Annotated in this window: 23 protein-coding genes and 1 tRNA gene; 10 read left to right on the forward strand and 14 right to left on the reverse strand. The window is 71.9% G+C overall.

Annotation, left to right across the window (positions count from 1 at the left end; all coding sequences use genetic code 11):
- Window positions 1-7: 7 nt before the first annotated feature.
- Window positions 8-343, reverse strand: a complete 336-nt coding sequence (locus EDD29_RS36910; protein WP_123668838.1) for a DUF3618 domain-containing protein — start codon at window positions 341-343, stop codon at window positions 8-10.
- A 104-nt stretch (window positions 344-447) separates the two neighbouring features.
- Here EDD29_RS36910 and bcp point away from each other — a divergent pair, with 104 nt between their 5' ends.
- The 6 genes from bcp (at window position 448) to EDD29_RS45070 (ending at window position 5064) form a co-directional block, all read left to right on the forward strand.
- A complete protein-coding gene (gene bcp / locus EDD29_RS36915; protein WP_123668839.1) occupies window positions 448-933 on the forward strand; it encodes a thioredoxin-dependent thiol peroxidase in 486 nt (161 codons plus the stop codon).
- A 40-nt stretch (window positions 934-973) separates the two neighbouring features.
- A tRNA-Leu gene (locus tag EDD29_RS36920) sits at window positions 974-1047 on the forward strand.
- 200 nt (window positions 1048-1247) lie between these two features.
- Complete coding sequence (locus EDD29_RS36925) at window positions 1248-2102, forward strand: MEDS domain-containing protein (RefSeq protein ID WP_170201732.1); 855 nt, start codon at window positions 1248-1250, stop codon at window positions 2100-2102.
- On the forward strand, window positions 2102-3055 hold the full coding sequence (locus EDD29_RS36930; protein WP_123668841.1) for a sensor histidine kinase: 954 nt from the start codon (window positions 2102-2104) through the stop codon (window positions 3053-3055). Before EDD29_RS36925 ends, EDD29_RS36930 begins: the two co-directional genes overlap by 1 nt.
- Before the next feature lie 168 nt (window positions 3056-3223).
- Window positions 3224-4138: an MEDS domain-containing protein gene (locus EDD29_RS36935; protein WP_123668842.1), complete on the forward strand. Its 915-nt coding sequence runs from the start codon at window positions 3224-3226 to the stop codon at window positions 4136-4138.
- The gene (locus EDD29_RS45070) at window positions 4135-5064 is read left to right on the forward strand and encodes a sensor histidine kinase (protein ID WP_170201733.1); all 930 of its coding nucleotides are present in this window, start codon (window positions 4135-4137) and stop codon (window positions 5062-5064) included. Before EDD29_RS36935 ends, EDD29_RS45070 begins: the two co-directional genes overlap by 4 nt.
- Before the next feature lie 490 nt (window positions 5065-5554).
- On the opposite strand, the gene rdgB is transcribed toward EDD29_RS45070, so the two are convergent.
- The 5 genes from rdgB to EDD29_RS36970 form a co-directional block, all read right to left on the reverse strand.
- A complete protein-coding gene (gene rdgB, locus EDD29_RS36950; protein ID WP_123668843.1) occupies window positions 5555-6154 on the reverse strand; it encodes an RdgB/HAM1 family non-canonical purine NTP pyrophosphatase in 600 nt (199 codons plus the stop codon).
- On the reverse strand, window positions 6151-6870 hold the full coding sequence (rph, locus tag EDD29_RS36955; RefSeq protein ID WP_123668844.1) for a ribonuclease PH: 720 nt from the start codon (window positions 6868-6870) through the stop codon (window positions 6151-6153). The genes rdgB and rph overlap by 4 nt, the downstream gene beginning before the upstream one ends.
- A gap of 22 nt (window positions 6871-6892) precedes the next feature.
- The gene (locus tag EDD29_RS36960; RefSeq protein ID WP_123668845.1) at window positions 6893-7636 is read right to left on the reverse strand and encodes an MBL fold metallo-hydrolase; all 744 of its coding nucleotides are present in this window, start codon (window positions 7634-7636) and stop codon (window positions 6893-6895) included.
- 25 nt (window positions 7637-7661) lie between these two features.
- Window positions 7662-8486 (reverse strand): glutamate racemase, encoded by an 825-nt coding sequence (gene murI / locus EDD29_RS36965; RefSeq protein ID WP_123668846.1) that lies wholly within the window; start codon window positions 8484-8486, stop codon window positions 7662-7664.
- Between the two features lie 72 nt (window positions 8487-8558).
- Window positions 8559-9350 carry a thioesterase family protein gene (locus EDD29_RS36970; RefSeq protein ID WP_123668847.1) on the reverse strand — a complete coding sequence of 264 codons (792 nt, stop codon included), beginning with the start codon at window positions 9348-9350 and terminating at the stop codon, window positions 8559-8561.
- Window positions 9351-9413: 63 nt separating this feature from the next.
- Here EDD29_RS36970 and EDD29_RS36975 point away from each other — a divergent pair, with 63 nt between their 5' ends.
- Complete coding sequence (locus EDD29_RS36975; protein WP_170201734.1) at window positions 9414-10295, forward strand: DUF3825 domain-containing protein; 882 nt, start codon at window positions 9414-9416, stop codon at window positions 10293-10295.
- 64 nt (window positions 10296-10359) lie between these two features.
- On the opposite strand, the gene EDD29_RS36980 is transcribed toward EDD29_RS36975, so the two are convergent.
- The 5 genes from EDD29_RS36980 to clpS all read right to left on the reverse strand — a co-directional run bounded on the left by EDD29_RS36980 (window position 10360) and on the right by clpS (window position 13028).
- Complete coding sequence (locus EDD29_RS36980; RefSeq protein WP_123668849.1) at window positions 10360-11307, reverse strand: PLP-dependent cysteine synthase family protein; 948 nt, start codon at window positions 11305-11307, stop codon at window positions 10360-10362.
- A gap of 3 nt (window positions 11308-11310) precedes the next feature.
- Complete coding sequence (locus EDD29_RS36985) at window positions 11311-11583, reverse strand: MoaD/ThiS family protein (RefSeq protein ID WP_123670916.1); 273 nt, start codon at window positions 11581-11583, stop codon at window positions 11311-11313.
- Between the two features lie 122 nt (window positions 11584-11705).
- The gene (locus tag EDD29_RS36990; protein ID WP_123670917.1) at window positions 11706-12128 is read right to left on the reverse strand and encodes a M67 family metallopeptidase; all 423 of its coding nucleotides are present in this window, start codon (window positions 12126-12128) and stop codon (window positions 11706-11708) included.
- Between the two features lie 76 nt (window positions 12129-12204).
- A complete protein-coding gene (locus EDD29_RS36995; protein WP_211360127.1) occupies window positions 12205-12738 on the reverse strand; it encodes a DUF2017 domain-containing protein in 534 nt (177 codons plus the stop codon).
- Complete coding sequence (gene clpS, locus EDD29_RS37000; RefSeq protein WP_123668851.1) at window positions 12738-13028, reverse strand: ATP-dependent Clp protease adapter ClpS; 291 nt, start codon at window positions 13026-13028, stop codon at window positions 12738-12740. Before clpS ends, EDD29_RS36995 begins: the two co-directional genes overlap by 1 nt.
- Before the next feature lie 73 nt (window positions 13029-13101).
- On the opposite strand from clpS, the gene EDD29_RS37005 reads away from it, so the two are divergent.
- Both EDD29_RS37005 and EDD29_RS37010 read left to right on the forward strand, forming a co-directional pair.
- On the forward strand, window positions 13102-14397 hold the full coding sequence (locus EDD29_RS37005; protein ID WP_281280979.1) for a nicotinate phosphoribosyltransferase: 1296 nt from the start codon (window positions 13102-13104) through the stop codon (window positions 14395-14397).
- A gap of 12 nt (window positions 14398-14409) precedes the next feature.
- Window positions 14410-14985 (forward strand): isochorismatase family protein, encoded by a 576-nt coding sequence (locus EDD29_RS37010; RefSeq protein ID WP_123668853.1) that lies wholly within the window; start codon window positions 14410-14412, stop codon window positions 14983-14985.
- Here the strand turns inward: EDD29_RS37010 and EDD29_RS37015 are convergent.
- Window positions 14982-15644: a response regulator transcription factor gene (locus tag EDD29_RS37015; protein ID WP_211360128.1), complete on the reverse strand. Its 663-nt coding sequence runs from the start codon at window positions 15642-15644 to the stop codon at window positions 14982-14984. The two genes, EDD29_RS37010 and EDD29_RS37015, sit on opposite strands and share 4 nt — an antisense overlap.
- Window positions 15641-16960: a sensor histidine kinase gene (locus tag EDD29_RS37020; RefSeq protein ID WP_123668854.1), complete on the reverse strand. Its 1320-nt coding sequence runs from the start codon at window positions 16958-16960 to the stop codon at window positions 15641-15643. The genes EDD29_RS37015 and EDD29_RS37020 overlap by 4 nt, the downstream gene beginning before the upstream one ends.
- A gap of 110 nt (window positions 16961-17070) precedes the next feature.
- On the opposite strand from EDD29_RS37020, the gene EDD29_RS37025 reads away from it, so the two are divergent.
- Entirely contained in the window at window positions 17071-18753 is a 1683-nt protein-coding gene (locus tag EDD29_RS37025; protein ID WP_123668855.1) for a DUF1349 domain-containing protein, read from the forward strand.
- On the opposite strand, the gene EDD29_RS37030 is transcribed toward EDD29_RS37025, so the two are convergent.
- Window positions 18739-20469: a DEAD/DEAH box helicase gene (locus tag EDD29_RS37030; protein ID WP_123668856.1), complete on the reverse strand. Its 1731-nt coding sequence runs from the start codon at window positions 20467-20469 to the stop codon at window positions 18739-18741. The two genes, EDD29_RS37025 and EDD29_RS37030, sit on opposite strands and share 15 nt — an antisense overlap.
- Between the last annotated feature and the right edge of the window lie 103 nt (window positions 20470-20572).

Consider the following 20572-nt stretch of genomic DNA (forward strand, 5'->3'; position numbering starts at 1 on the left):
GGCGTGCTCAGAGGGGCAGGGTCAGTTCCAGCCGCGTCCGCTTGGCCGAGCGGCGCGAGCCGAGCACCAGCAGCAGCGTGACGCCCGCGGCGATCGCGCCGCCGACGATGAGCAGCCGCTTGCGCTGCTCCTCCGAGATCGGGGACTCCTGCCCCTCCTTCGGCGAGACGACGGAGCCGAGCGCCTGGGCGACATGGGTGATCTCCTCGCGGGCGCGCTCTCCCGTCCGGTGCACGATCGCGGCGGGCGCGACGCGTTTGGCCAGCGCGTCGACATTGCGCGCGAGGTCTGCCAGCTCCCCTTCGATCTCCTGCTTGATCAGGTCAGGATTCCTGTCGGCCATCCCGCGTCCCCATGTTCGGCGTAGTGTCAGGTGTGTCGATCAGTCTCGCAGGTCGCACCAGCGCGTGCCGCCGCGAGGCCCGGTAAATTGGACCGGCGGCACTCATGGCGAAAGGATCCAAGGTGACAAATCGTCTCGAACCAGGCGATGAAGCTCCGGACTTCACCCTCACCGACGCGGAAGGCAAGCCCTTCACTCTGTCCTCCCTGCGGGGCGACCGGGTGATCCTCTACTTCTACCCCGCCGCCATGACACCGGGCTGCACCAAGGAGTCCGTCGACTTCGAGGACGCCCTCCCCGCGCTCGCCGAGGCCGGCGTCAAGGTCGTCGGCATCTCGCCCGACGCCCCCGCCAAGCTCGCCAAGTTCGCCGAACGCGACGGCCTCACCTTCCCGCTCCTGTCGGACCCCGACAAGGAGGTCCTCCAGGCCTACTCCGCCTACGGCGAGAAGAAGCTCTACGGGAAGGTCACCGTCGGCGTCATCCGGTCCACGTTCGTCATCGACGCCGAAGGCAAGGTCGAGAAGGCGTACTACAACGTGAAGGCCACCGGGCACGTCGCCCGGATCCGGCGGGAACTCGCCCTCTGAACACCTCGGGCGTCCCGCTGATATCGTCGGGGCTCCCGAAGGGGCCGTAGCCCAATTGGCAGAGGCCGGCGGTTTAGGTCCGTCGTGTTGTGGGTTCGAGTCCCACCGGCCCCACCTCGGAGAGGCGGCATCGCGCATCGGCGGAGCCGCCTTTCGCGTCGGCGGCCGGGTCCGGCCAGCCGCGGGCGGAACCCGGATCGGACGCCGGACGCACGACCGTCAATATGTGAAATATCGGCGGGACGCATCGCGGTCCCGACGCGTACCCTGGGTGGATCGACGTCGTGGGGGCGCGGTTAAGGATGCGGAACGCCATGCAGGTCTTCCGGCCGGTCAGAGATCTTCTGCCCGGCGACCACGCGTGGTTCCCCTACGCCTCCGACGAGGAGCAGGGTTGCGTCATCGGCCCCTGGATCGCCGACGGCCTGGAGATCCGCGACAAGATCATCTATGTCACGGACGCCGAGCACTGGCAGCTCCCCGGCCTGTACGGGCATGACCTCTCCCACCAGGTACGGCTCGGCCTGCTCACCCTGATCCCGATCGGCGAGGCCTGCCTCACCAAGGGCATGTTCGACCCGAACAAGCTGCTCGGCACCCTCGCCGACGAGATCGCCAAGGCGGAGGAACAGGAGTTCCGCGGCATCCGCATCACCGCGGAGAACTCCTGGGCCCTCGCCCAGCCGTTCGGCGACTCCCGGATCGACTTCTGCGAGCAGCGCCTCAACGCCAGGGTCGCCCCGAGCGTCTCGGTCACCGCGATCTGCCAGACCGACGTGCGGCAGTGCCGCGGCGGCCAGTACGGCCTCCTGGACTCCCACCACGAGGTCAGGGTCCTGCCCAACCCCGACTTCGACGACCCGCAACTCACCATCACGCGCACGTTCCGACCGGTCGGCCTCCACCTGCGCGGCGAGATCGACGACTCGCGCCGCATCCGCTTCGGCGAGGCGCTGGACAACCTCCCCCGCGAAGCCGAGACGTTCGAACTCGACCTCGCCGAGGTCACGTTCGTCAGCCTCGACGCGTTCAAGGAACTCACCGGGTTCACCCGCAGGCGCGGCCCCCGGTGCCGGGTCATCCTGCGCCACGTGGACCCGGTCGTGCGCTCCGTCATCGACGTGGTCGGCCGCACCAGGCTGCCCGGAATCGAGCTTGGTGACAGCTGATGTCTCTTACACACGCGGCCCTGCCCTATCCGGACGATGAGGCGTTCCTCGCGGCGGCCGTCCCCTTCCTGCGCGACGGCGTCCGGGACGACGTGCCCGTCCTCGCCGTCACCGTCGGCAAGACCGATCTGCTGCGCCGCGAACTCGCCGCGCACGACGGGGCGATCACCTACATCGACTCCGCCGCCTTCTACCAGCACCCCGCCCGGATCGTCGCGCGGATCCTCGACCTCGCCGAGCGCGAGACGGGGTCGGGCGGCGGCATCCGGCTGCTGGGCGAGCAGATGTGGGACGCCCGCACCCCGCTGGAGAACCAGGAGTGGCAGCGGGTGGAGGCGCTCGTCAACCTCCTGTTCGCCGACACCCGCGCGCACATCCTGTGCGCCTACGACCGGCGGCTGCCCGAGCACCTCCTGCGCACCTCGAAGCTCACCCACCCGGAGCTCGCCGAAGGCACCGAGCGCAGGCCGAACCCCGCCTTCCAGGACCCGCACGACTATCTGTCCTCGGCCGACCGCCAGCCGCTGGAGCCCGCGCCCCGCGACTCCGCGCTCGTCGCCGTCCGCTCCCGCGACCTGCGCGACCTGCGCGCCCTCGTCAGCGTGCACGCGCGGCGGCACGGCCTCGGCGGCGCGCTCCTGCACCAGCTGCTCGTCGCGGTCACCGAGGTCGCGACCAACGCGCTCGACCACGGCGAACCCCCGGTGACGCTGCGGATGTGGCCCGAGGCCGGCGGACTCGTCTGCGAGGTCTCCGACGAAGGCACCTGGGCGCCCGACGGCCCCGAGCACACCGGACACGTCCCGCCCCGTCCGCACGAGCGGGCGAAGCTCGGGCTGTGGGCGGTGCGGATGCTCTCGGGCGCGGTCCAGGTGCGCACCGGCCCGCACGGTACCCGGGTGCGCATCCACGCCCCCGTCTGCCGGGCCGACGGACTGCGCCTCCCCGTCTGACGTGAAGGTTCTTCCTCCCGCAAGAGGAACTTTTCAGATACCCGGAGGAAGAAATCCACAGAACCGGTCACTCTGCCCGCGAGGTTCCGTCCGGCGGCGTAGTCTGGTCGACACCAACGGCTACCACAGACGACCCAGCACGCACATCGCGGACCACCGCGGAGCACCATGGACGTAACTGAGTACGGAACGCCTCGCCCCGGCTGGAGCACGGTCCGGTCGGTGGGCGACCTGCGCCCGGGCGACCACGCATGGCTCGCCTCCACCCACCCCGACGAGAAACACCGCGTCATGGGCGACTTCGTCTTCGACGGGTTGAGCGCCGCCCAGCGCGTCGTCTGCGTCACCGACACGGCGCCGCAGTACCTGCCCGGCCTACTGGACAGGCACAACATCGACGCCAGGCCGTTCGCCGAGGCGGGACACCTCGAGGTGATCCCGTGGCGGCAGGCCTGCGCCCGGCATGGCCGCGCCGACCCCGAGATGCTCGGCAAGACCCTGGAACGCGAGATCCACCGCGCCTTCGAAGGCAGGTTCCGCGCGATCCGGATCACCGCCGACATGACCTGGGCGGCCGCCCTGCCCGGCGGTATGGAATTCATGCTGGCCTGCGACGGCGCGATGGAGTGCCTCGTCGGGCCCAGCACGCAGGCGATGGCCGTCTGCCAGGTAGACATGCGCGCCGCCCGTTCGGCGGACGCGCTCAACGCGTTGCAGAATCACCACGAGGTCCTAGTCGAAGTGAACCCCGATTACGACGACGGCGTGCTGCGCATGGTCCGCACCTACGCCCCGCACGGCCTGCGCCTCGAAGGCGAGATCGACAGCGCCCGGCACCCTGTCTTCACCAAGGCGCTGACCACGGTCAGCACCCCGCGCGCCGAGGTGCACCTGGAGCTGGGCAGACTGAAGTTCATCGACCTGGGAGCCCTGAAAATGCTCGGCGCACACGCGCTGGAACTCACCCGCGGCAACGGACTCGTCCTGGACAATCCGACCCCGGACCTCGAGAACGTCATCCGGATGGTGGGCTTCCACCTGTTCCCCGGCATCACCCGCGGCAAGGGCTGGAGGACGATGTGAGCGGGAAGGAACTCCTGCACCAGGCGCTCCTGTACGGCAAGGACGAGGAGTACCTCGCCACCGCCGTCCCCTACGTCCGGGAGGGCCTGGCCGAGGACGCGATGATCATCGCCGCGATCCCGCGCCGCTGCTACACCGCGGTCCGCGACGTGCTGGGCGACGTCATCTCCGTCTTCGCCCCGGCCGAGGACTTCTACCGCCACCCCGTCCGTACCATCGCCCAGTACATGGACATCGTCCGCGCCGCCGAAGGCCGCCCCGTCCGTGCCCTGGCCGAGGTCGCCTGGCAGGGCCGCGCCTCCTGGGAGGCCCGCGAATGGGGCCGCTACGAGTCCCTCGTCAACACGGTCTTCGACAATCGCGGCGTCAGCGTCATCTGCTCCTACGACCGCCGCGTCATCGGTGAGGACATCGAGGCGGAAGCCCGCCGCACCCACCCCAAGCTCCTCGACGGCGGCCTCTTCCCCGCCTACAACGACGCCTACGAGCACACCGACCTCTACAACTCCCGGGTGGACAAGACCCCTCTGTCCCCCATCCCCGACAACGCGGTCCGCCGCGCCGTCACCTCCCCGGACCTCGCCGGCATGCGCGCCTTCGTCAAGGACCACTGCACCCGCATCGCCATGTCCCCCCTCGCCACCGGCCGCTTCGTCACCGCCGTCAACGAGATCGCCACCAATGCCCTCACCCACGGCACCCCACCCGTCCAGATCACCTTCTGGCACACCGACGACCTGGCCTTCTGCGAAATAGCCGACATAGGTCTCTGGCACCCCGACGAACTGGAGAGCTACCTCCCCCCGGAGTCGGCCAACGCCCCGAGCTTCGGCCTCTGGAGCGCCCGCATGCTCGTCGACCTCGTCGAAATCCGCGCGGGCTACAACGGCACCCAGGTCCGCCTGCGCTCCAGCCTCACCGACTGACGTCCTCCGGCCGCAGCCGCACCGACGCGGCGGGCGGGTCCCGGTCCGGATCCGAGGACGGGCTCACGAGCGAAAGAACCGACTTCCACAGGCTGGTGAAGATCGCCGGACGGTCCCGCGACCTCGCACGGCGTGCGCGCGCAGCCATCGCCCGAAGGGGTGCCGCCGGTTCGAACCATCGGTCAGGGTGATCGTCGGCGGCGGGTCCACCGCCTTCTTCCAGGATCTTCGATGACCTCCCCGGCCCGCGGTTCTCGCAGCGACCGGTGCCCGCCCCGCACCGGGATGACGGCCTCCATCGCCCAGCCCTCCGCAGACGCAGCCCGCAGCCCGCAGCCCGCAGCCCGAGCGTGCCCGTCATTACGCCTCCCCGCGCATGATCCACCGAGCACTGATCGTGACATGGCGGGCATGATCAGACACGGGCGTTGTGCGGAGACGCGTCGACCCCGTCCTGGGGAGGGACGGGGTCGGCGTGGAGAGCGGGAGGTCAGGCGCCCAGGGAGGCGGCCAGGGCACGGAAGGCGTGGCCTCGGTGGCTGAGGGCCGACTTCTCGTGGGGGGCCAGCTCCGCGGCGGTGCGGCCCTGGCCGGCGACCTCGAAGATGGGGTCGTAGCCGAAGCCGTTGGCGCCGCGGGGGGCGCGGATGACGCGGCCTTCCATGCGGCCTTCGAAGACCTCTTCGCGGCCGTCGGGGTGGACGAGGGCCGCGGCGCAGACGAAGTGGGCGGCGCGGTCGAAGTCCTGGACGTCGGCGAGCTGGTCCAGGAGGAGGTGGAGGTTCGCGCGGTCCACGCCCTCCGGCGCGGCCGTGCCGTAACGGCCCGACCAGCGGGCGGAGAGGACTCCGGGCATGCCGTTGAGCGCGTCGACGCAGAGGCCGCTGTCGTCGGAGACCGCGGTCAGGCCGGTGTGGGCGGCGATCGCGCGGGCCTTGAGCAGGGCGTTGCCGGCGAAGGTCAGCTCGGTCTCGGGGACTTCGGGGGCGTCGGGGAAGGACTCCAGGCCGACGACGTCGAAGGCGGTGAGGAGATCACGGAGCTCGACGACCTTGCCCTGGTTGCGAGTGGCCAGCACCAGCGTCGTCATCGGGCGAGGGCTTCCTTCTGCATCATGGTGAGGTCGGCGCAGCCGAGCTGGGCCAGGTCGAGGAGCTGGTTGAGCTCCTCGCGCGAGAAGGGGACGCCTTCCGCGGTGCCCTGGACCTCGATGAGGCGGCCGTCGCCGGTGCAGACGACGTTCATGTCGGTGTCGGCCTTGACGTCCTCGGCGTAGCAGAGGTCGAGGCGGGCCTCACCCTCGACGACGCCGACGCTGATCGCGCTCACCGAGGTCAGCAGCGGGTCGCCCTTGGTGAGGCGCTTGTCGCGCATCCAGGTGACGGCGTCGGCGAGCGCCACGTAGGCGCCGGTGATCGCCGCGGTGCGGGTGCCGCCGTCGGCCTGGAGCACGTCGCAGTCGATGGTGACGGTGTTGGTGCCGAGCGCCTTGAAGTCCACGCAGGCCCGCAGGGAGCGGCCGATCAGCCGGGAGATCTCCTGGGTGCGGCCGCCGAGCTTGCCCTTGACGGACTCGCGGTCGTTGCGGGTGTTGGTGGCGCGCGGCAGCATCGCGTACTCGGCGGTCACCCAGCCCATGCCGCTGTCGCGACGCCAGCGCGGCACCGAGTCCTGGACCGAGGCGGCGCACAGGACCCTGGTGCCGCCGAACTCGACGAGTACCGAGCCTTCGGCATGGTCGAGCCAGCCGCGCTGGATACGGACATGACGGAGCTGGTCGTTCACACGACCGTCAGGGCGAGGCATACCGCCCACCCTACCGCCGGGATCAGAGCCGGTAGACGGCTCCGCTGCGGGCGAGGTCGATAGGTCCGGAGTAGTCCGCGTCCTTCGCCTCGACCATCGAGCGTTCCGAGTCGTTCCACGGCACCAGGTGGGTGAGGACGAGCCTTCCGGCCCCCGCACGGGCCGCGTACTCGGCGGCTTCGCGCGCGCTGAGGTGCAGGTCGGGCGGGTTGTCGCCGTCGAGGAAGGACGCCTCGCACAGGAAGAGGTCTACGTCGCGGGCGAGGTCGACGAGCACGTCGGTGCGGCCGGTGTCACCGGAGTAGGCGACGGACTTGCCGTTCGACGTGATCCGGAAGCCGTACGACTCGATGACGTGGTTGACGGGCCTGACCGTGATCTCGAACGGCCCCGCGTGCAGGGTCGGGGCGAGCGGGGTGAAATCAAAGGTGTCGGTCATGCCCGGGTTGATCGGCAGATCGTAGGCCTCGGCCATCCGCTTGTCGGCCGCCGGCGGCGCGTAGACCGGAATGCGCGGCTTCTCCCCCGCCGGACAGTACTTGCGCGCGACGTAGTAGCCGCACAGGTCCATGCAGTGGTCGGCGTGCAGGTGGGAGATGGCGATGGCGTCGATGCCGTAAAGGTCGTGGTGGCGCTGGAGCGCGCCGAGCGCGCCGTTGCCGAAATCGAGGAGCAGCGAGTAGCCCTCGTCCTCGAAGAGATAGCAGGAGGCGGGGCTGTCCGGCCCCGGGAAGCTGCCAGAGCAGCCGATGACGGTCACCCGCACGGGGAGCTCCTCTACTGGCTGTGGGTCATGGGGTGAGGCGGAAGACGCTGGTGTCGGACGGGGACTCCACGTAACCGATCACCGGCCCTAGGAACCGTCTTCCTATCGCGGAGAACACGTCGGGATCGCCGGTCGCGCGGAACCGGTGGACGGGTGGGGCGGCGGCCTCCGCGCGGGCCATACCCCTGTCGTGCAGCAGTCGGTAGACGTCTTTTGCGGTCTCGTCGGCGCTGGAGACGAGGGTGACGCCGTCGCCTACCACGTAGGAGATCACCCCGGTCAGCAGCGGATAGTGGGTGCAACCCAGAATCAGAGTGTCACACCCCGCCTCGATGATGGGAGCCAGATAAGCGCGGGCGACGTCGAGCAGTTCGGGGCTCATCGTCACCCCCCGCTCGACGAACTCCACGAATCTGGGGCAGGCGACACTGGTGAGTTCGATGTGCGGCGCGATCTCGAAGGCATCGTCGTAGGCGCGGCTGGTGACCGTCGCGTGGGTGGCGATGAGGCCGACCTTGCCGTTGCGGGTTGCGGCGACGGCCCGCCGCGCCGCGGGGAAGATCACTTCGACGACGGGGATTCCCGCGTACCGCTCGCGGGCGTCCCGCAGCATGGCCGAGCTCGCGCTGTTGCAGGCGATGACGAGCATCTTGACGCCTTCGCGGACGAGCTGGTCCAGCATCTCCAGGGCGTACTCGCGGACCTCGGCGATGGGCCTCGGACCGTAAGGCTGACGCGCCGAGTCGCCGAGATAGAGGATCGGCTCCCCTGGCAACTGGTCGAGGACGGCCCGTGCGACGGTGAGCCCGCCGAAGCCGCTGTCGAAGATTCCGATAGGCGCGTCTGACATGACGCCCTAGGCTATGCGAACTGGCCGAAGCACATTGTGTGACGCTCAATACATGTGCCTGACATGTTGGTGTTACTTACGGGTACGGGCCCTGGCCGTCCGGGCGAGCTGTCGGCTCTGGGCCACCAGGGTGCCCGCGGAGTCCCAGATCTCCACGTCCTCGTCGTTCCAGCCGTCCCGCACGAGCCGTCCCGAGCCATGGACGGTGAGCCAGCCGGGCGCGGGCAGGGCGCGCAGATGCCAGGTGAGGTCGACGGTCGGGGACCAGCCGGTGTGCCCGGTGTTGGCGACGACGGGGACGAGCGCGTCGAGGGCGATCGCGAGGACGTACGGGTCGGGGTCGGCGCCGTCGGCGAGCCGGAAGTAGGCGCGCATCTCGGGGCGGCCGCTGGGCTCACCGTCCAGCCAGCCCATGACCGCGGGGTCGAAGCGCATGTCGACCTGGGCGACGAAGCCGCTGGTGTCGTGACCGGACGGGCGGCATTCCTCGACGGGCGGCATGGCGGGGCGTGCGCCCTGGTAGGCGGGCTCGGAGGCCGGGTCGAGGGTGCCGGTGGTGACCATGGCGTCGACGATCGGGCGGCCGTGCTGGGTGAGCGACACCCGCGAGGTGGCCGCGGTCCTGCCGGTCTTGCGGGTCTCGACGACGATCTCGGCGGGGCCCGGCTGGCCGGGTCGCAGGAAGCTCGCGGCGGTCGTCAGGGGGTGGGCGTGCGGGGACTCGGCGACCGCGGCGCGCAGGAGCACGCCCATCAGGTAGCCGCCGTTGACCGCCTCGCCGAAGCTGTACTCCTCGGCCAGGCGAGCGGCGTACTTGCCTTCGCCCAGGGGGGTGACCGAGGTCGCCTCGTGGTAGGTCGTCATGGCAGGTAAGCCTACATACCGCATAAATCTCGGACGAAAGCGAGATCCGTTAGCCTGGCCCCTGTGACGCTGCACGAGTCGAAGCCCTCGTCGTTCCCGGACTTCGGACGATTGCTGGGCGACCCTCCGTCCTCCGCCTCCGCCTCCGCCGCGCGCCCTGTCCGACCCGCCCGCGCGCTGTACGAACAGGTGGAGATCGGCCCTCTGCGCATCGACGGGACCACCGTCGAGGACTGCTTCGACAGGCTGGCCCGGGTCGCCGCGCCCGAGCCGTGGACGGTCCACGGCAGGGACGAGACGTGGCTGCTGCGCGAGTACGTGGAGCAGACCTACGAGCGGCTGCACGCCCAGCGCCGGGTCGCGGTCGCCGCCGACGGATCGCGCAGCGTGTTCGACACCGGCCTCGTCACCACCGAGGACGCCACGGTCTACGGGCTGTGCCTGCCCGGCGTCAGCGCCGACGGCGCCCCCTGGGCCCTCCAGGGCTGGGTCGCCGAGGGCGATCCGCGGATCGCCGACCACTTCCCCGAGCCGCCCGGACGCGCCGATTACGCCGCCGACCCCTCCGAACTCGTCTACGACTGGCGGCACCCGCTCGTCGTGCATCCCCGCGCGCTGCTGGACAACCGGGAGTCGGTCGCGGTCCTGCCGGGGGAACTGCGCACCAACCCCTACCTCGCGGGCCTCGTCATGGAGGGCGCGGTGCGGCGGGCCGAGGAGCGGGCGCGGCGCGACCCGCGCTGGGCGGTGCCCGCCTGGGACCCGGCCGCCGAGAAGGTGCGGCTGCTGCTGCCGCTCGCGCTCAGCGCGCCCGACTCGGTGGACGTCGCCTTGGTCACGGCCCTCGACGGGCAGGTCTACCGGGGCACCGCGATCCTGGCCCTCGATGTCGCGCGGGCCCGGGCCCGGCTCGTCTCACGGCTCGCCGACTGGATCGCCGCCTGAGAAAGGCGGAACCCGCCGACGCGGTGCGCGCACGGCGGGTCCTTGACGCCTCGGTGAAGCCCGATCACGCCCAGAGCTGGCCGTCGATCCTCGCCTCGGCCTCTTCCAGGGTGCCTTCGTAGGCCCCGGTGGAGAGGTACTTCCAGCCGCCGTCGGCGACGACGAACGCGATGTCCGCCCGCTCACCCGCCTTGACGGCCTTGGCCGCCATGCCGAGCGCGGCGTGCAGGACCGCGCCGGTGGAGATCCCGGCGAAGATCCCCTCGGACTCCAGCAGTTCGCGGGTGCGGCGCAGCGCGTCGTGCGAGCCGACGGAGAACCGCGTGGTCAGCACGGTCGGGTCGTACAGCTCGGGCACGAAGCCCTCGTCCACGTTGCGCAGCCCGTACACCAGCTCGCCGTACCGCGGTTCGGCGGCGACGATCTTGATGTCCGGGACGTTCTCGCGCAGGTACCGCCCGGTGCCCATGAGGGTGCCGGTGGTGCCGAGACCCGCGACGAAATGGGTGATCGTCGGCAGGTCCGCGAGCAGTTCGGGGCCGGTGGTCTCGTAGTGGGCGCGGGCGTTGGCCTCGTTCCCGTACTGGTAGAGCATGACCCAGTCGGGGTGCTCGGCCGCGAGCCCCTTGGCCACCCGGACCGCCTCGTTGGAGCCGCCCGCCGCCGGGGAGGAGATGATCTCCGCGCCCCACATGCGCAGCAGCTGCCGGCGCTCGGAGGAGGTGTTCTCCGGCATCACACAGATGATCTTGTAGCCCTTGAGCTTCGCGGCCATCGCCAGGGAGATGCCCGTGTTGCCCGAGGTCGGCTCGAGGATCGTGCAGCCGGGCGTCAGCAGCCCGTCCTTCTCGGCCTGCTCGATCATCCGCAGCGCCGGCCGGTCCTTGATGGACCCGGTCGGGTTGCGGTCCTCCAGCTTCGCCCAGATCCGCACCTCGGCGGAGGGCGAAAGACGCGGCAGGCCGACGAGCGGGGTGTGGCCCAGCGCGTCGATCAGCGACTCGTAACGCACGGCTCAGCCGCCGGCGACGGCGGGGAGCACGGTGACCGTGTCGCCGTCGGAGACCTCGGTCGTCAGCCCGCCGAGGAAGCGCACGTCCTCGTCGTTCAGGTACACGTTCACGAACCGGCGCAGGCCCTTCTCGTCGACCAGGCGGGCGCGCAGACCGGGGTGCGCCGCGTCAAGGTCGGCGAAGAGCTCGTCCAGCGTGGAGCCCTTGCCCTCGACGGCCTTCGCGCCGTCGGTGAGGTTCCGCAGGATCGTCGGGATCCGGACCTCGATCGCCATCTCGGTGATCTCCATTCACAAAAGTCGCTTAACGGGTTGTCGGGACGAACGCTCACCGACAGTCGTAGACGACCTCGGCACGCGAGTGGGCGAACAGGAAGCTCTGGACCATGACGACGAGTTTACCCAGCTTCGTAAACATCCACGATCTGGACCTCTTCCTCCGTGACGACGCCCTCCACGATCCGGTACGAACGAAACTCGGCGTCATCTTCTTCCCGGGTGGACACCAGAACGTAGTGCGCGTTCGGCTCCGACGCGTAGGAGATGTCCGTCCGGGAGGGGTAGGCCTCGGTCGCGGTGTGCGAGTGGTAGATCACCACGGGCTCCTCGTCCCGGTCGTCCATCTCCCGCCAGACCTTGAGCTGCTCCAGGGAGTCGAACCGGTAGAAGGTCGGCGACCGCTCGGCGTTCTCCATGGGCACGTACCGCTCGGGGCGGTCGGAGCCCAGCGGCCCCGCCACCACGCCGCAGGCCTCGTCGGGGTGGTCGGCGCGGGCGTGCGCCACGATCTTGTCGACGATGTCGCGGGTAACGGTCAGCATGAGCCGCATATTACCCAGGCGTCCCGCCGCCTCCGGGGGCCGGGCGGGCCTCGCCGCTTCCCCCGCCCGGGGCCGGTCAGTCCTGGAAAAGGCACTGGACGAGCCCGTCCTGGAGCTCGCTCAGCCAGTGGTACGTGACGAACATGGCATACGCGGGATCGCCGATGTCCAGCTCTTCGAAGCGCTCCCGGTCGTCCTCGGTGATCTCCAGCCGGGTGCCGAGGGCCAGCCTGAGATCGTTCAGGGCGCGGAGCCAGGAGTGGGCCTGCTCGTCGTCCAGCCGCATCTCGGCGCCCTGGGCGAGGCACTTGAGCACCGTGGCGGCGTCCCGCTCCTTGCCGTCGCGCAAGGACGCCTCGGTGTAGCGCCGGAACTCGCCTGACGCGTCGTCGTCGTCGCGGTAGCCGTCGGGGAAGAGCCGGGCGAGGACGGGATCGTCGGGGGCCTCGGTGCTCTCGGAGATGCCCAGCTCGGCGAGGCCGGGATCGCCCTTGGGCAGTTCGTCGTAGAGCTGGCCGAGCTGGCCGAGGAGGTTCTCGATCACCTGTCCCTCGACCTGCTCCAGGCGCAGGGAGAGACCGCCGTCGGGCGTCCGCCGGAATCCGGTCACTAGTCGTCCCGCTTCACGGTGGCCCACAGGCCGTAGGAGTGCAGCACCTCGACGTTGCGCTCCATCTCCTCACGGGTGCCGGAGTCCACGACGGCCCGGCCCTTGTGGTGCACGTCCATCATGAGCTTCTCCGCCTTCTCCCGGGCGTAGCCGAAGACCGACTGGAAGACGTACGTCACGTACGACATCAGATTGACCGGATCATTCCAAACTATGGTCAACCAGGGCAGATCCGGCCGGACATCCTCGTCCGCGTCGGATCTGTGCAATTCGGCGGGCGCGGTGCTCATCGGAAACTCCCTCCCCTCCCTACGAACCTACCGGGCGCACGGCCTTCGAGACCCTGCCCGTTACGCTGCCGGTGTGAACGTCGGACCTGGCGTGGGCACGGCGCTGCTCACCGATCATTATGAACTGACCATGCTCCAGGCCGCCCTGCGCGACGGCACGGCGGCGCGGCGGTCGGTCTTCGAGGTCTTCGCCCGGAGGCTGCCCCGCGGGCGGCGCTACGGCGTCGTCGCCGGGACCGGCAGATTCCTCGACGCGTTGGAACGTTTCACGTTCGACGCGGCGGATCTCGCGTTCCTCACCGCCACCGGGGTCGTCGACGACGACACCGCGGCCTGGCTCGCCGACTTCCGCTTCTCCGGCGATGTGTGGGGCTATGCCGAGGGCGACTGCTATTTCCCCGAATCGCCGATCCTGCGCGTCGAGGGGCCATTCGCGGAGGCCGTCGTCCTGGAGACGCTCGCCCTGTCGATCTACAACCACGACTGCGCGATCGCCGCCGCCGCGTCCCGGATGACGCAGGCCGCGGGCGACCGGCCGCTGATCGAGATGGGGTCGCGGCGCGCCCACGAGCGCGCCGCCGTCGCCGCCGCCCGCGCCGCCTACCTGTGCGGCTTCGCCACCACGTCCAACCTGGAGGCCGGGCGCACCTACGGGGTCCCGACGGCCGGGACCGCCGCGCACGCGTTCACCCTCGTGCACGACGACGAGCGGGCGGCCTTCGCGGCGCAGCTCGCCACCGCGGGACCGGGCACGACGCTTCTCGTGGACACCTACGACGTCCCCGAGGCGGTGAAGCTGGCCGTCGAGCTGGCCGGGCCGGACCTCGGCGCGGTCCGGATCGACAGCGGCGACCTGCGGGTGGTCGCCGAGGAGGTCAGAGCCCAGCTCGACGCCCTCGGCGCGCCGGGCACCCGGATCGTCGTCACCGGCGATCTCGACGAGTACTCCATCGCCGCCCTCGCCGTCGCGCCCTGCGACGGGTACGGCGTCGGCACGTCCCTCGTGACGGGTTCCGGCGCGCCCACCGCGTCGATGGTCTACAAGCTCGTCGCCCGCGAGGACTCCTCAGGGGAACTGAAGCCGGTGGCCAAGGCGTCGCCCGGCAAGCCCAGCCGGGGCGGCCGCAAGCACGCCCACCGCCGCTTCGCCGACGGGGTCGCCACCGCCGAGCTCGTCACGGTCACCGAGGCCGGGCTCACCCCCGAGGACCGGCCGCTCCAGGTGCCGCTGGTGCGGGACGGGGAGATCGTCGGCCGGGAACCGCTCACCGAGGCGCGCGAGCGCCACCGCCGGGCGCTATCGGAGCTGCCCGCCCACGCGTTGCACCTGTCGAAGGGCGACCCAGCCCTGCCCACGCTCCTCGTGTAAGGGAGAGGACCCATGTCCCGCGCTCTGATCATCGTCGACGTCCAGAACGACTTCTGCGAGGGCGGATCCCTCGCGGTGAACGGCGGCGCGGAGGTCGCGTCCGCGATCTCCGCGCACGTCGCGGCCCACGGCGGCGACTACGCCCACATCGTCGCCACCCGCGACTTCCACCTCGACCCGGGCGAGCACTTCTCCGAGCAGCCCGACTACGCCGCGACCTGGCCCGCGCACTGCGTCATCGGGACGGACGGCGCCGACTTCCACCCGGCGCTGGCGCTCGGCGGCATCGAGGCGGTGTTCTCCAAGGGCCGCAGCTCCGCCGCCTACAGCGGGTTCGAGGGCGCGACCGACGACGGCACCTCGCTCGGCGACTGGCTCTCCGGGCACGGCGTCACCGCGGTCGACGTCGTCGGGATCGCCACCGACCACTGCGTCCGGGCGACCGCCGAGGACGCCGCGCGCGCGGGCCTGGACACGACGGTCCTGCTCGGCCTCACCGCGGGCGTCTCCGCCGACACCACGGAGCGCGCCCTGGAGCTCCTGCGCACCGAGGGCGTCACCCTCACCGGGGAGCCGGTCGTCCGCTAGGCGTCGCCGATCCGGTAGCCGACGCCGGGGGTCGTGGTGATGACGGGCGGCGCGCCGAGCTTGCGGCGCAGCCGCCCCACGGTGACCGCGACCGTGTTGGTGAACGGGTCGGCGTGCTCGTCCCAGACCCGTTCCAGGAGGTCCTCGGCGCTGAGGAAGCCGGGCGCCTCGGCGAGCAGCGCCGCGAGCACCGCGAACTCCTTCACCGACAGCTCCACCGGCACGCCGTCGCGCCGGACGGTCCTGGCCAGCGGGTCGAGGTCGATCCCGGCGGCCCGCAGCACCCGCGGCCTGGCCCGCGGCCGGCGCCGCGCGAGCGCCCTGACCCGCAGGACCAGCTCGGGGAAGTGGAACGGCTTGGCCAGGTAGTCGTCCGCGCCGAGGGCGAGCCCGCGCACCCGGTCGCCGGGCTCCCCCGCCGCGGTGAGCATGAGCACCATCGGCGGATCCGCCTCGGCGGCCGCCATCCGGCACAGCACGTCTCCGTGCAGTCCGGGCAGATCCCTGTCCAGCACGACGACGTCGTACCGGTGCACCGCGATCTTCTCGGCCCCCGCCAACCCGTCATAGGCCACGTCGACGGCCATCCCCTGATCCCGCAGCCCCTCGACGACCACCTCGGCCAGCGTCCGCGCGTCCTCGACCACGAGCACCCTCACCGCGCCCCCTCCCCCGACGCCCCCTCCCCCGACGCCCCGTCCCCACCCGAAGCGCCTTCGCCGCGGAAGGACACGGCGCTCCCAGCGGGGGGCACCGCGCCGGCACGCGAAGCGCCTTCGGCAGGCTCCGCGCTCCCCGCAGGGGGCACCACGTCTGCGGGCGAGGCGTCTTGTGCGGGGGCGGGTGGGGGGTTCGTGGCGGGGAAGGCGGCGGTTGCGCGGAGGCCGCCTTCGGGGCGGGGGGTGAGGCTCAGAGAGCCGCCGTGGGCCGCGGCGACGGCGGCGACGATGGCGAGGCCGAGACCTGAGCCGCCGTCGGAGCCGCCGGTGCGGGCCGGGCCCAGACGACGGAAGGGGCGGACGAGTTCGGCGACCTCCGACGGGACGAGCACGGGGCCGTCGGTCTCGACGGTGAGATGGGCGGCCGCGCCGGTCCGGCCCGTCGTCACGCGGACCGCGCCGCCGGACGGGGTGTGGGCGGCGGCGTTGTCCACGAGGTTGTCGACGAGCCGGGCCAGCAGGGCGGCGTCGCCGCGAACCGGAGCCGGGTCCAGGGTCGCGGTGACCACGAGGCCGTCGAGGGCGGCGGACCGGTCGGCGAGGGAGCGGGCCGCCTCGCGCGCCAGGTCGGCGCGGGCCGTGCCCTCCAGCGCGCCGTGCTGGGCGCGGGCGAGGACGAGGAGGCCGTCCAGGAGGCCGTCGGTGCGGTCCAGCTCGGCGCGCATCCGCCCGGCGAGCACCAGCGTCTGGGCGGCGACCTGCGGCTTGGCGGAGGCCACGTCGAGGGCGGCGCGCATCGTGGTGAGCGGGGTGCGCAGCTCGTGCGAGGCGTCGGCGACGAACCTGCGCTGCGCGGCGAACGCCTCCTCCAGCCGCGCCAGCAGGCCGTCGATGGTGTCGGCGAGCTCCTTGACCTCGTCGTGCGGCCCGGCGACCGCGAGCCGCTCGTGCAGCGTGTCGGCCGACACCCGCCGGGTCGCCGCGGTGATCGCGCGGAGCGGCGCCAGCGCCCGGCCCGCCGCGATCCGGCCGAGCAGCACCGACGCCAGGGCGAGCAGCACGAGCGCGACGAACGACCCGAACAGCAGCCGCCGGTCCTGGTCGGCGCCCATCGCGGCCAGGCGCTCCCGCAGCAGCGCGGCCTCCTCGACCGGCCGCGTCGGCGGGCCGAAGGCCGGAACGCTCTCCGAGCGCGGCGACGTGCCCAGCACCACCGCGTTCGCGACGGCCAGGAGCACCGCCCCGGACGCGAAGAAGAGCAGCCCGTACAGGAGCGTGAAGCGCCCCCGGACCGGGCGGTCGGTCAGAGCCCGCATCGGCCACCCCCTCGCTGGTCGGTTTCCCCCAGGATGCCCGGTCCGACCTAACACGGGGATGACGGCCTCCGTTCGGCCGGCGTCACGGGCGATTCCCTAGAAAACCGTCCATGCCACCCACTCCGCTCCACGCCGCCTTCTCCGAGTTCTTCCGGACGCGCCGCTACGTCGTCGCCCTCGTGTGCGCGCTTGCGCTCACCGCCTTCGTTGGCCCCTTCCTGGCCTGGACCGACCGCTCCACCTGCTCCGAAGGGACGGTCGAGACACCGTGCCCTCAAGCTCCGCGCACCCCTGACGGCCGTTCCGTGACCGACGCCTTCACCTTCGCCCACCGGACCCTCCACGGCGACGGCTCCATGACGGCCCGCCTCTCGTCCTTCACCGGGACGATCACCTACCCGCCGCCCCGGCACGACCGGATCGTCTCCGGCCTCGTCCCCTGGGCCAAGGCGGGCCTCCTCGTGAAGGCGTCCCTGGAACCCGGCGCCCCCTATGCGGCCGTGATGCTCACCGGAAACCACGGAGTCCGCTTCCAGCATTCCTTCACCGCCGACGAGCCCGGCAGCCCGAGCCCCGCCGAGCTGCCCCGCTGGCTGCGCCTCACCCGCTCCGGCGACCTCCTCACCGCCGAGGAGTCCCCCGACGGACGGACCTGGCACCCCGTGGGCTCCGCCCGCCTCCCCGGCCTGCCGGACGACGTGCCCATCGGGCTCTTCACGACGTCCCCCGGCGACCTCACCGTCGTGCCGCGCTCGTTCGGCCCCGCCACGACCCAGGTCCGCTTCACCCAGGCCGTCGGCCTCTTCGACTCCGTCACGACCTCCGGAGACCTCACGCGGACCTGGACCGCCACCCAGGTGGGCGGCGCCGGCGCGGTCACCGACTGGGAACGCCGAACCAACCCGCCGGGCCTCGTCGAGTCCCCCGCCGCCCTCAAGGTCTCCGGCTCCGGCGACATCGCCCCCACCCCGACCGAAGCGGGCCGCCGCCTCGAATCCCTCCTCACCGGCGCCCTCCCGGCCCTCCTCGTCCTCATCGGCGCGGCCGCCGCCTTCACCTCCCGCCCGGCCCCGTCCCCCGCCGAGCCCCCGGCCCGCTCCGAGGGCTCCCCCACCGCGCGTCCCGCCGCATCCGGGGTGAGCCTCGAAGGCCCCTTCCCGGCCATGACGCCGGAAAGCCTCGCGCCCGCCGGTCACGCCCCCGCGCGGCCGGGCGGCATCGCGCCGGGCGGCTCTCCTGCGGCGCACGCCGGGGGGACGGGGACCGGCGCGGTCCGAGCGCGCCTCAGGGCACGTGCCGCGGTGCTGGGCGCCGTCGGGGCCGCGGTGGGGCTGCTCGGCGGTGCCGCGGCGGTCTGGGCCGGACCGGGGATCGCGCGGGGGACGGCGATGGTGGCGGTGCCCGTAGGCACCGAAGCGCGGGTGGTCGTGGGGTGCGCGATGGTCTGTGCCGCGGCGGCGGTGCTCGCGGGCTGCCTGGCGGTGCTGCTGGGCGGCGGATGGCGCGGCGCGGCGGCGGGCGCGGCGCTGCTGCCGTTGCCCTACGCGCTCGCCACGACAGGGGTGCTGCCCGCGGGGGCCGCGTCCTGGCTGCTGCGGGTCACGCCCGCGGCGGGCATGGCCGCGCAGCAGAGCCTCCCGCCTTACCCGCAGGTGACGGCTCTGTACTCCCCCGCGAACGGATACCTGCCCTTGGCTCCGTGGGCGGGCCTGGCCGTCCTGCTCGCGTTCACCGGCCTCGCGCTCGGGCTCGCCCTGCGCGCGGCGCGGCGGGGGGCGTCAGGCGCGGCGTGAGGCCCATTCGCGGATCTTGTCGATCCGGCGCTTGATGTCCGCCTCGCTGGCCTGGGCGACGGCGGGCCCGCCGCACGCCTGGCGCAGTTCGGTGTGCACGACGCCGTGCGGCTTGCCCGTGCGGTGGCTCCACGCGCCGACCAGGCCGTTCAGCTCGGTGCGCAGCGTGCGGAGGTCCTCGGACGCGGTGGTCTCCTTGGGGGCCGCCGCGTCGCTGCCGCGTTTGCGCTGTGCGGCGACCTGTTCGGCCTGGCGCTGCCGCAGCAGCGCGGTGACCTGCTCGGGCTCCAGCAGGCCCGGAATGCCCAGGAAGTCCTGCTCCTCCTCCGAGCCGATCTCCCCGCCGACGCCGAACTCACCGCCGTCGAACAGCACCCGGTCGAAGGTCGCGCTGGCCTCCATCGTCTCGAAGGGGATCTCCTCCGAGAGGTCGGCGCCGTCGTTCTTGCGGTTGGCCTCGGCGAGCGCGTCGTCGTCCAGGCCGTCCTGCTCGCGCTGCTTGCGGTCCAGCACGTGGTCGCGCTCGGTCTCCATCTCCGCGGCGTGCCCCATCAGGGTCGGCACGCTCGGCAGGAACACCGACGCCGTCTCGCCGCGCTTGCGGGCGCGCACGAAGCGGCCGACCGCCTGGGCGAAGAACAGCGGCGTCGCGGTCGAGGTGGCGTAGACGCCGACGGCCAGGCGCGGGATGTCGACGCCCTCGGAGACCATCCGGACCGCGCACAGCCAGCGGTCCTCCGAGTCGCCGAACTGCTTGATCTTCTTGCTGGCGTTCGGGTCGTCGGACAGGACGATCGTCGCGCCCTGCCCGGTGATCCCGCGGATCATCTTGGCGTAGGCGCGGGCCGCCTCATGGTCGGAGGCGATGACCATCGCACCGGCGTCCGGCATGCCCTTGCGGATCTCGGTCAGCCGCTTGTCGGCAGCGGCGATGACCTGCCGGATCCAGTCGCCCTTGGGGTCGAGCGCGGCCCGCCACGCCTGCGCGTTCTGGTCCTGGGTCATCGGCTGGCCGAGGCTCGCGGCGATCTCGTCGCCCGCGCGGGTGCGCCAGCGCATCTCGCCCGCGTACGCCATGAACATCACCGGACGGACGACGCCGTCGGACAGCGCCGGGCCGTAGCCGTAGGTGTAGTCGGCGCGGCTGCGGCGGATGCCGTCCGGGCCCTCCTCGTACTCCACGAACGGGATCGGGTTGATGTCGGTGCGGAACGGGGTGCCCGACAGGGACAGCCGGCGCGCCGCGGGCTCGAACGCCTCGCGCACCGCGTCGCCCCACGACAGGCCGTCGCCCGCGTGGTGGACCTCGTCCATGATGATCAGCGTCTTGCGCATCTCGGTGCGGTTGCGGTGCAGCGCGGGCCGGGCCGCGACCGTCGCGTAGGTGACGGCGACGCCGTGGAACTCCTTGCCCACCTTGCCCTGGGAGTTGGTGAACTCGGGGTCGATCTTGATGCCGACACGCGCGGCGGACTCCGCCCACTGGCGCTTCAGGTGCTCGGTCGGGCAGACCACGGTGAGGTTCTGGACGACCCGGCGGTCGAGCAGCTCACGGGCGAGGCGCAGCGCGAAGGTCGTCTTGCCCGCACCGGGGGTCGCCACGGCGAGGAAGTCGCGCGGGACGTCGCGGAAGTAGAGCTCCAGCGCCTGCTGCTGCCAGGCGCGCAGCGACCCCGCGGTGCCCCACGCGGCCCTCTCGGGGTAGGCGGGGGGCATGTTGGAGGCGGCAAAGGTACTCACGATCCAGAGAGGCTACCGACCCCCACCGACAATGCGGGCCGACTTGAAGCGTGCGGGATCTCACGCCGCGCCTTCCCGG

It is taken from the genome of Actinocorallia herbida (assembly GCF_003751225.1).
GTDB classification, from domain to species: Bacteria; Actinomycetota; Actinomycetes; order Streptosporangiales; family Streptosporangiaceae; genus Actinocorallia; species Actinocorallia herbida.

Bases quoted from the DNA above. Each gene is read 5' to 3' on its own strand.
- murI (WP_123668846.1), bottom strand. From the start codon at position 8,486: ATGTCAGACGCGCCTATCGGAATCTTCGACAGCGGCTTCGGCGGGCTC.
- EDD29_RS37030 (WP_123668856.1), bottom strand. From the start codon at position 20,469: ATGCCCCCCGCCTACCCCGAGAGGGCCGCGTGGGGCACCGCGGGGTCG.
- EDD29_RS37025 (WP_123668855.1), top strand. From the start codon at position 17,071: ATGCCACCCACTCCGCTCCACGCCGCCTTCTCCGAGTTCTTCCGGACG.
- EDD29_RS36925 (WP_170201732.1), top strand. From the start codon at position 1,248: ATGCAGGTCTTCCGGCCGGTCAGAGATCTTCTGCCCGGCGACCACGCG.
- EDD29_RS37020 (WP_123668854.1), bottom strand. From the start codon at position 16,960: ATGCGGGCTCTGACCGACCGCCCGGTCCGGGGGCGCTTCACGCTCCTG.
- EDD29_RS36985 (WP_123670916.1), bottom strand. From the start codon at position 11,583: ATGGCGATCGAGGTCCGGATCCCGACGATCCTGCGGAACCTCACCGAC.
- EDD29_RS36990 (WP_123670917.1), bottom strand. From the start codon at position 12,128: ATGCTGACCGTTACCCGCGACATCGTCGACAAGATCGTGGCGCACGCC.
- clpS (WP_123668851.1), bottom strand. From the start codon at position 13,028: ATGAGCACCGCGCCCGCCGAATTGCACAGATCCGACGCGGACGAGGAT.
- EDD29_RS36935 (WP_123668842.1), top strand. From the start codon at position 3,224: ATGGACGTAACTGAGTACGGAACGCCTCGCCCCGGCTGGAGCACGGTC.
- EDD29_RS36910 (WP_123668838.1), bottom strand. From the start codon at position 343: ATGGCCGACAGGAATCCTGACCTGATCAAGCAGGAGATCGAAGGGGAG.
- EDD29_RS36930 (WP_123668841.1), top strand. From the start codon at position 2,102: ATGTCTCTTACACACGCGGCCCTGCCCTATCCGGACGATGAGGCGTTC.
- rph (WP_123668844.1), bottom strand. From the start codon at position 6,870: ATGCCTCGCCCTGACGGTCGTGTGAACGACCAGCTCCGTCATGTCCGT.
- rdgB (WP_123668843.1), bottom strand. From the start codon at position 6,154: ATGACGACGCTGGTGCTGGCCACTCGCAACCAGGGCAAGGTCGTCGAG.
- EDD29_RS36970 (WP_123668847.1), bottom strand. From the start codon at position 9,350: ATGACGACCTACCACGAGGCGACCTCGGTCACCCCCCTGGGCGAAGGC.
- bcp (WP_123668839.1), top strand. From the start codon at position 448: ATGGCGAAAGGATCCAAGGTGACAAATCGTCTCGAACCAGGCGATGAA.
- EDD29_RS37010 (WP_123668853.1), top strand. From the start codon at position 14,410: ATGTCCCGCGCTCTGATCATCGTCGACGTCCAGAACGACTTCTGCGAG.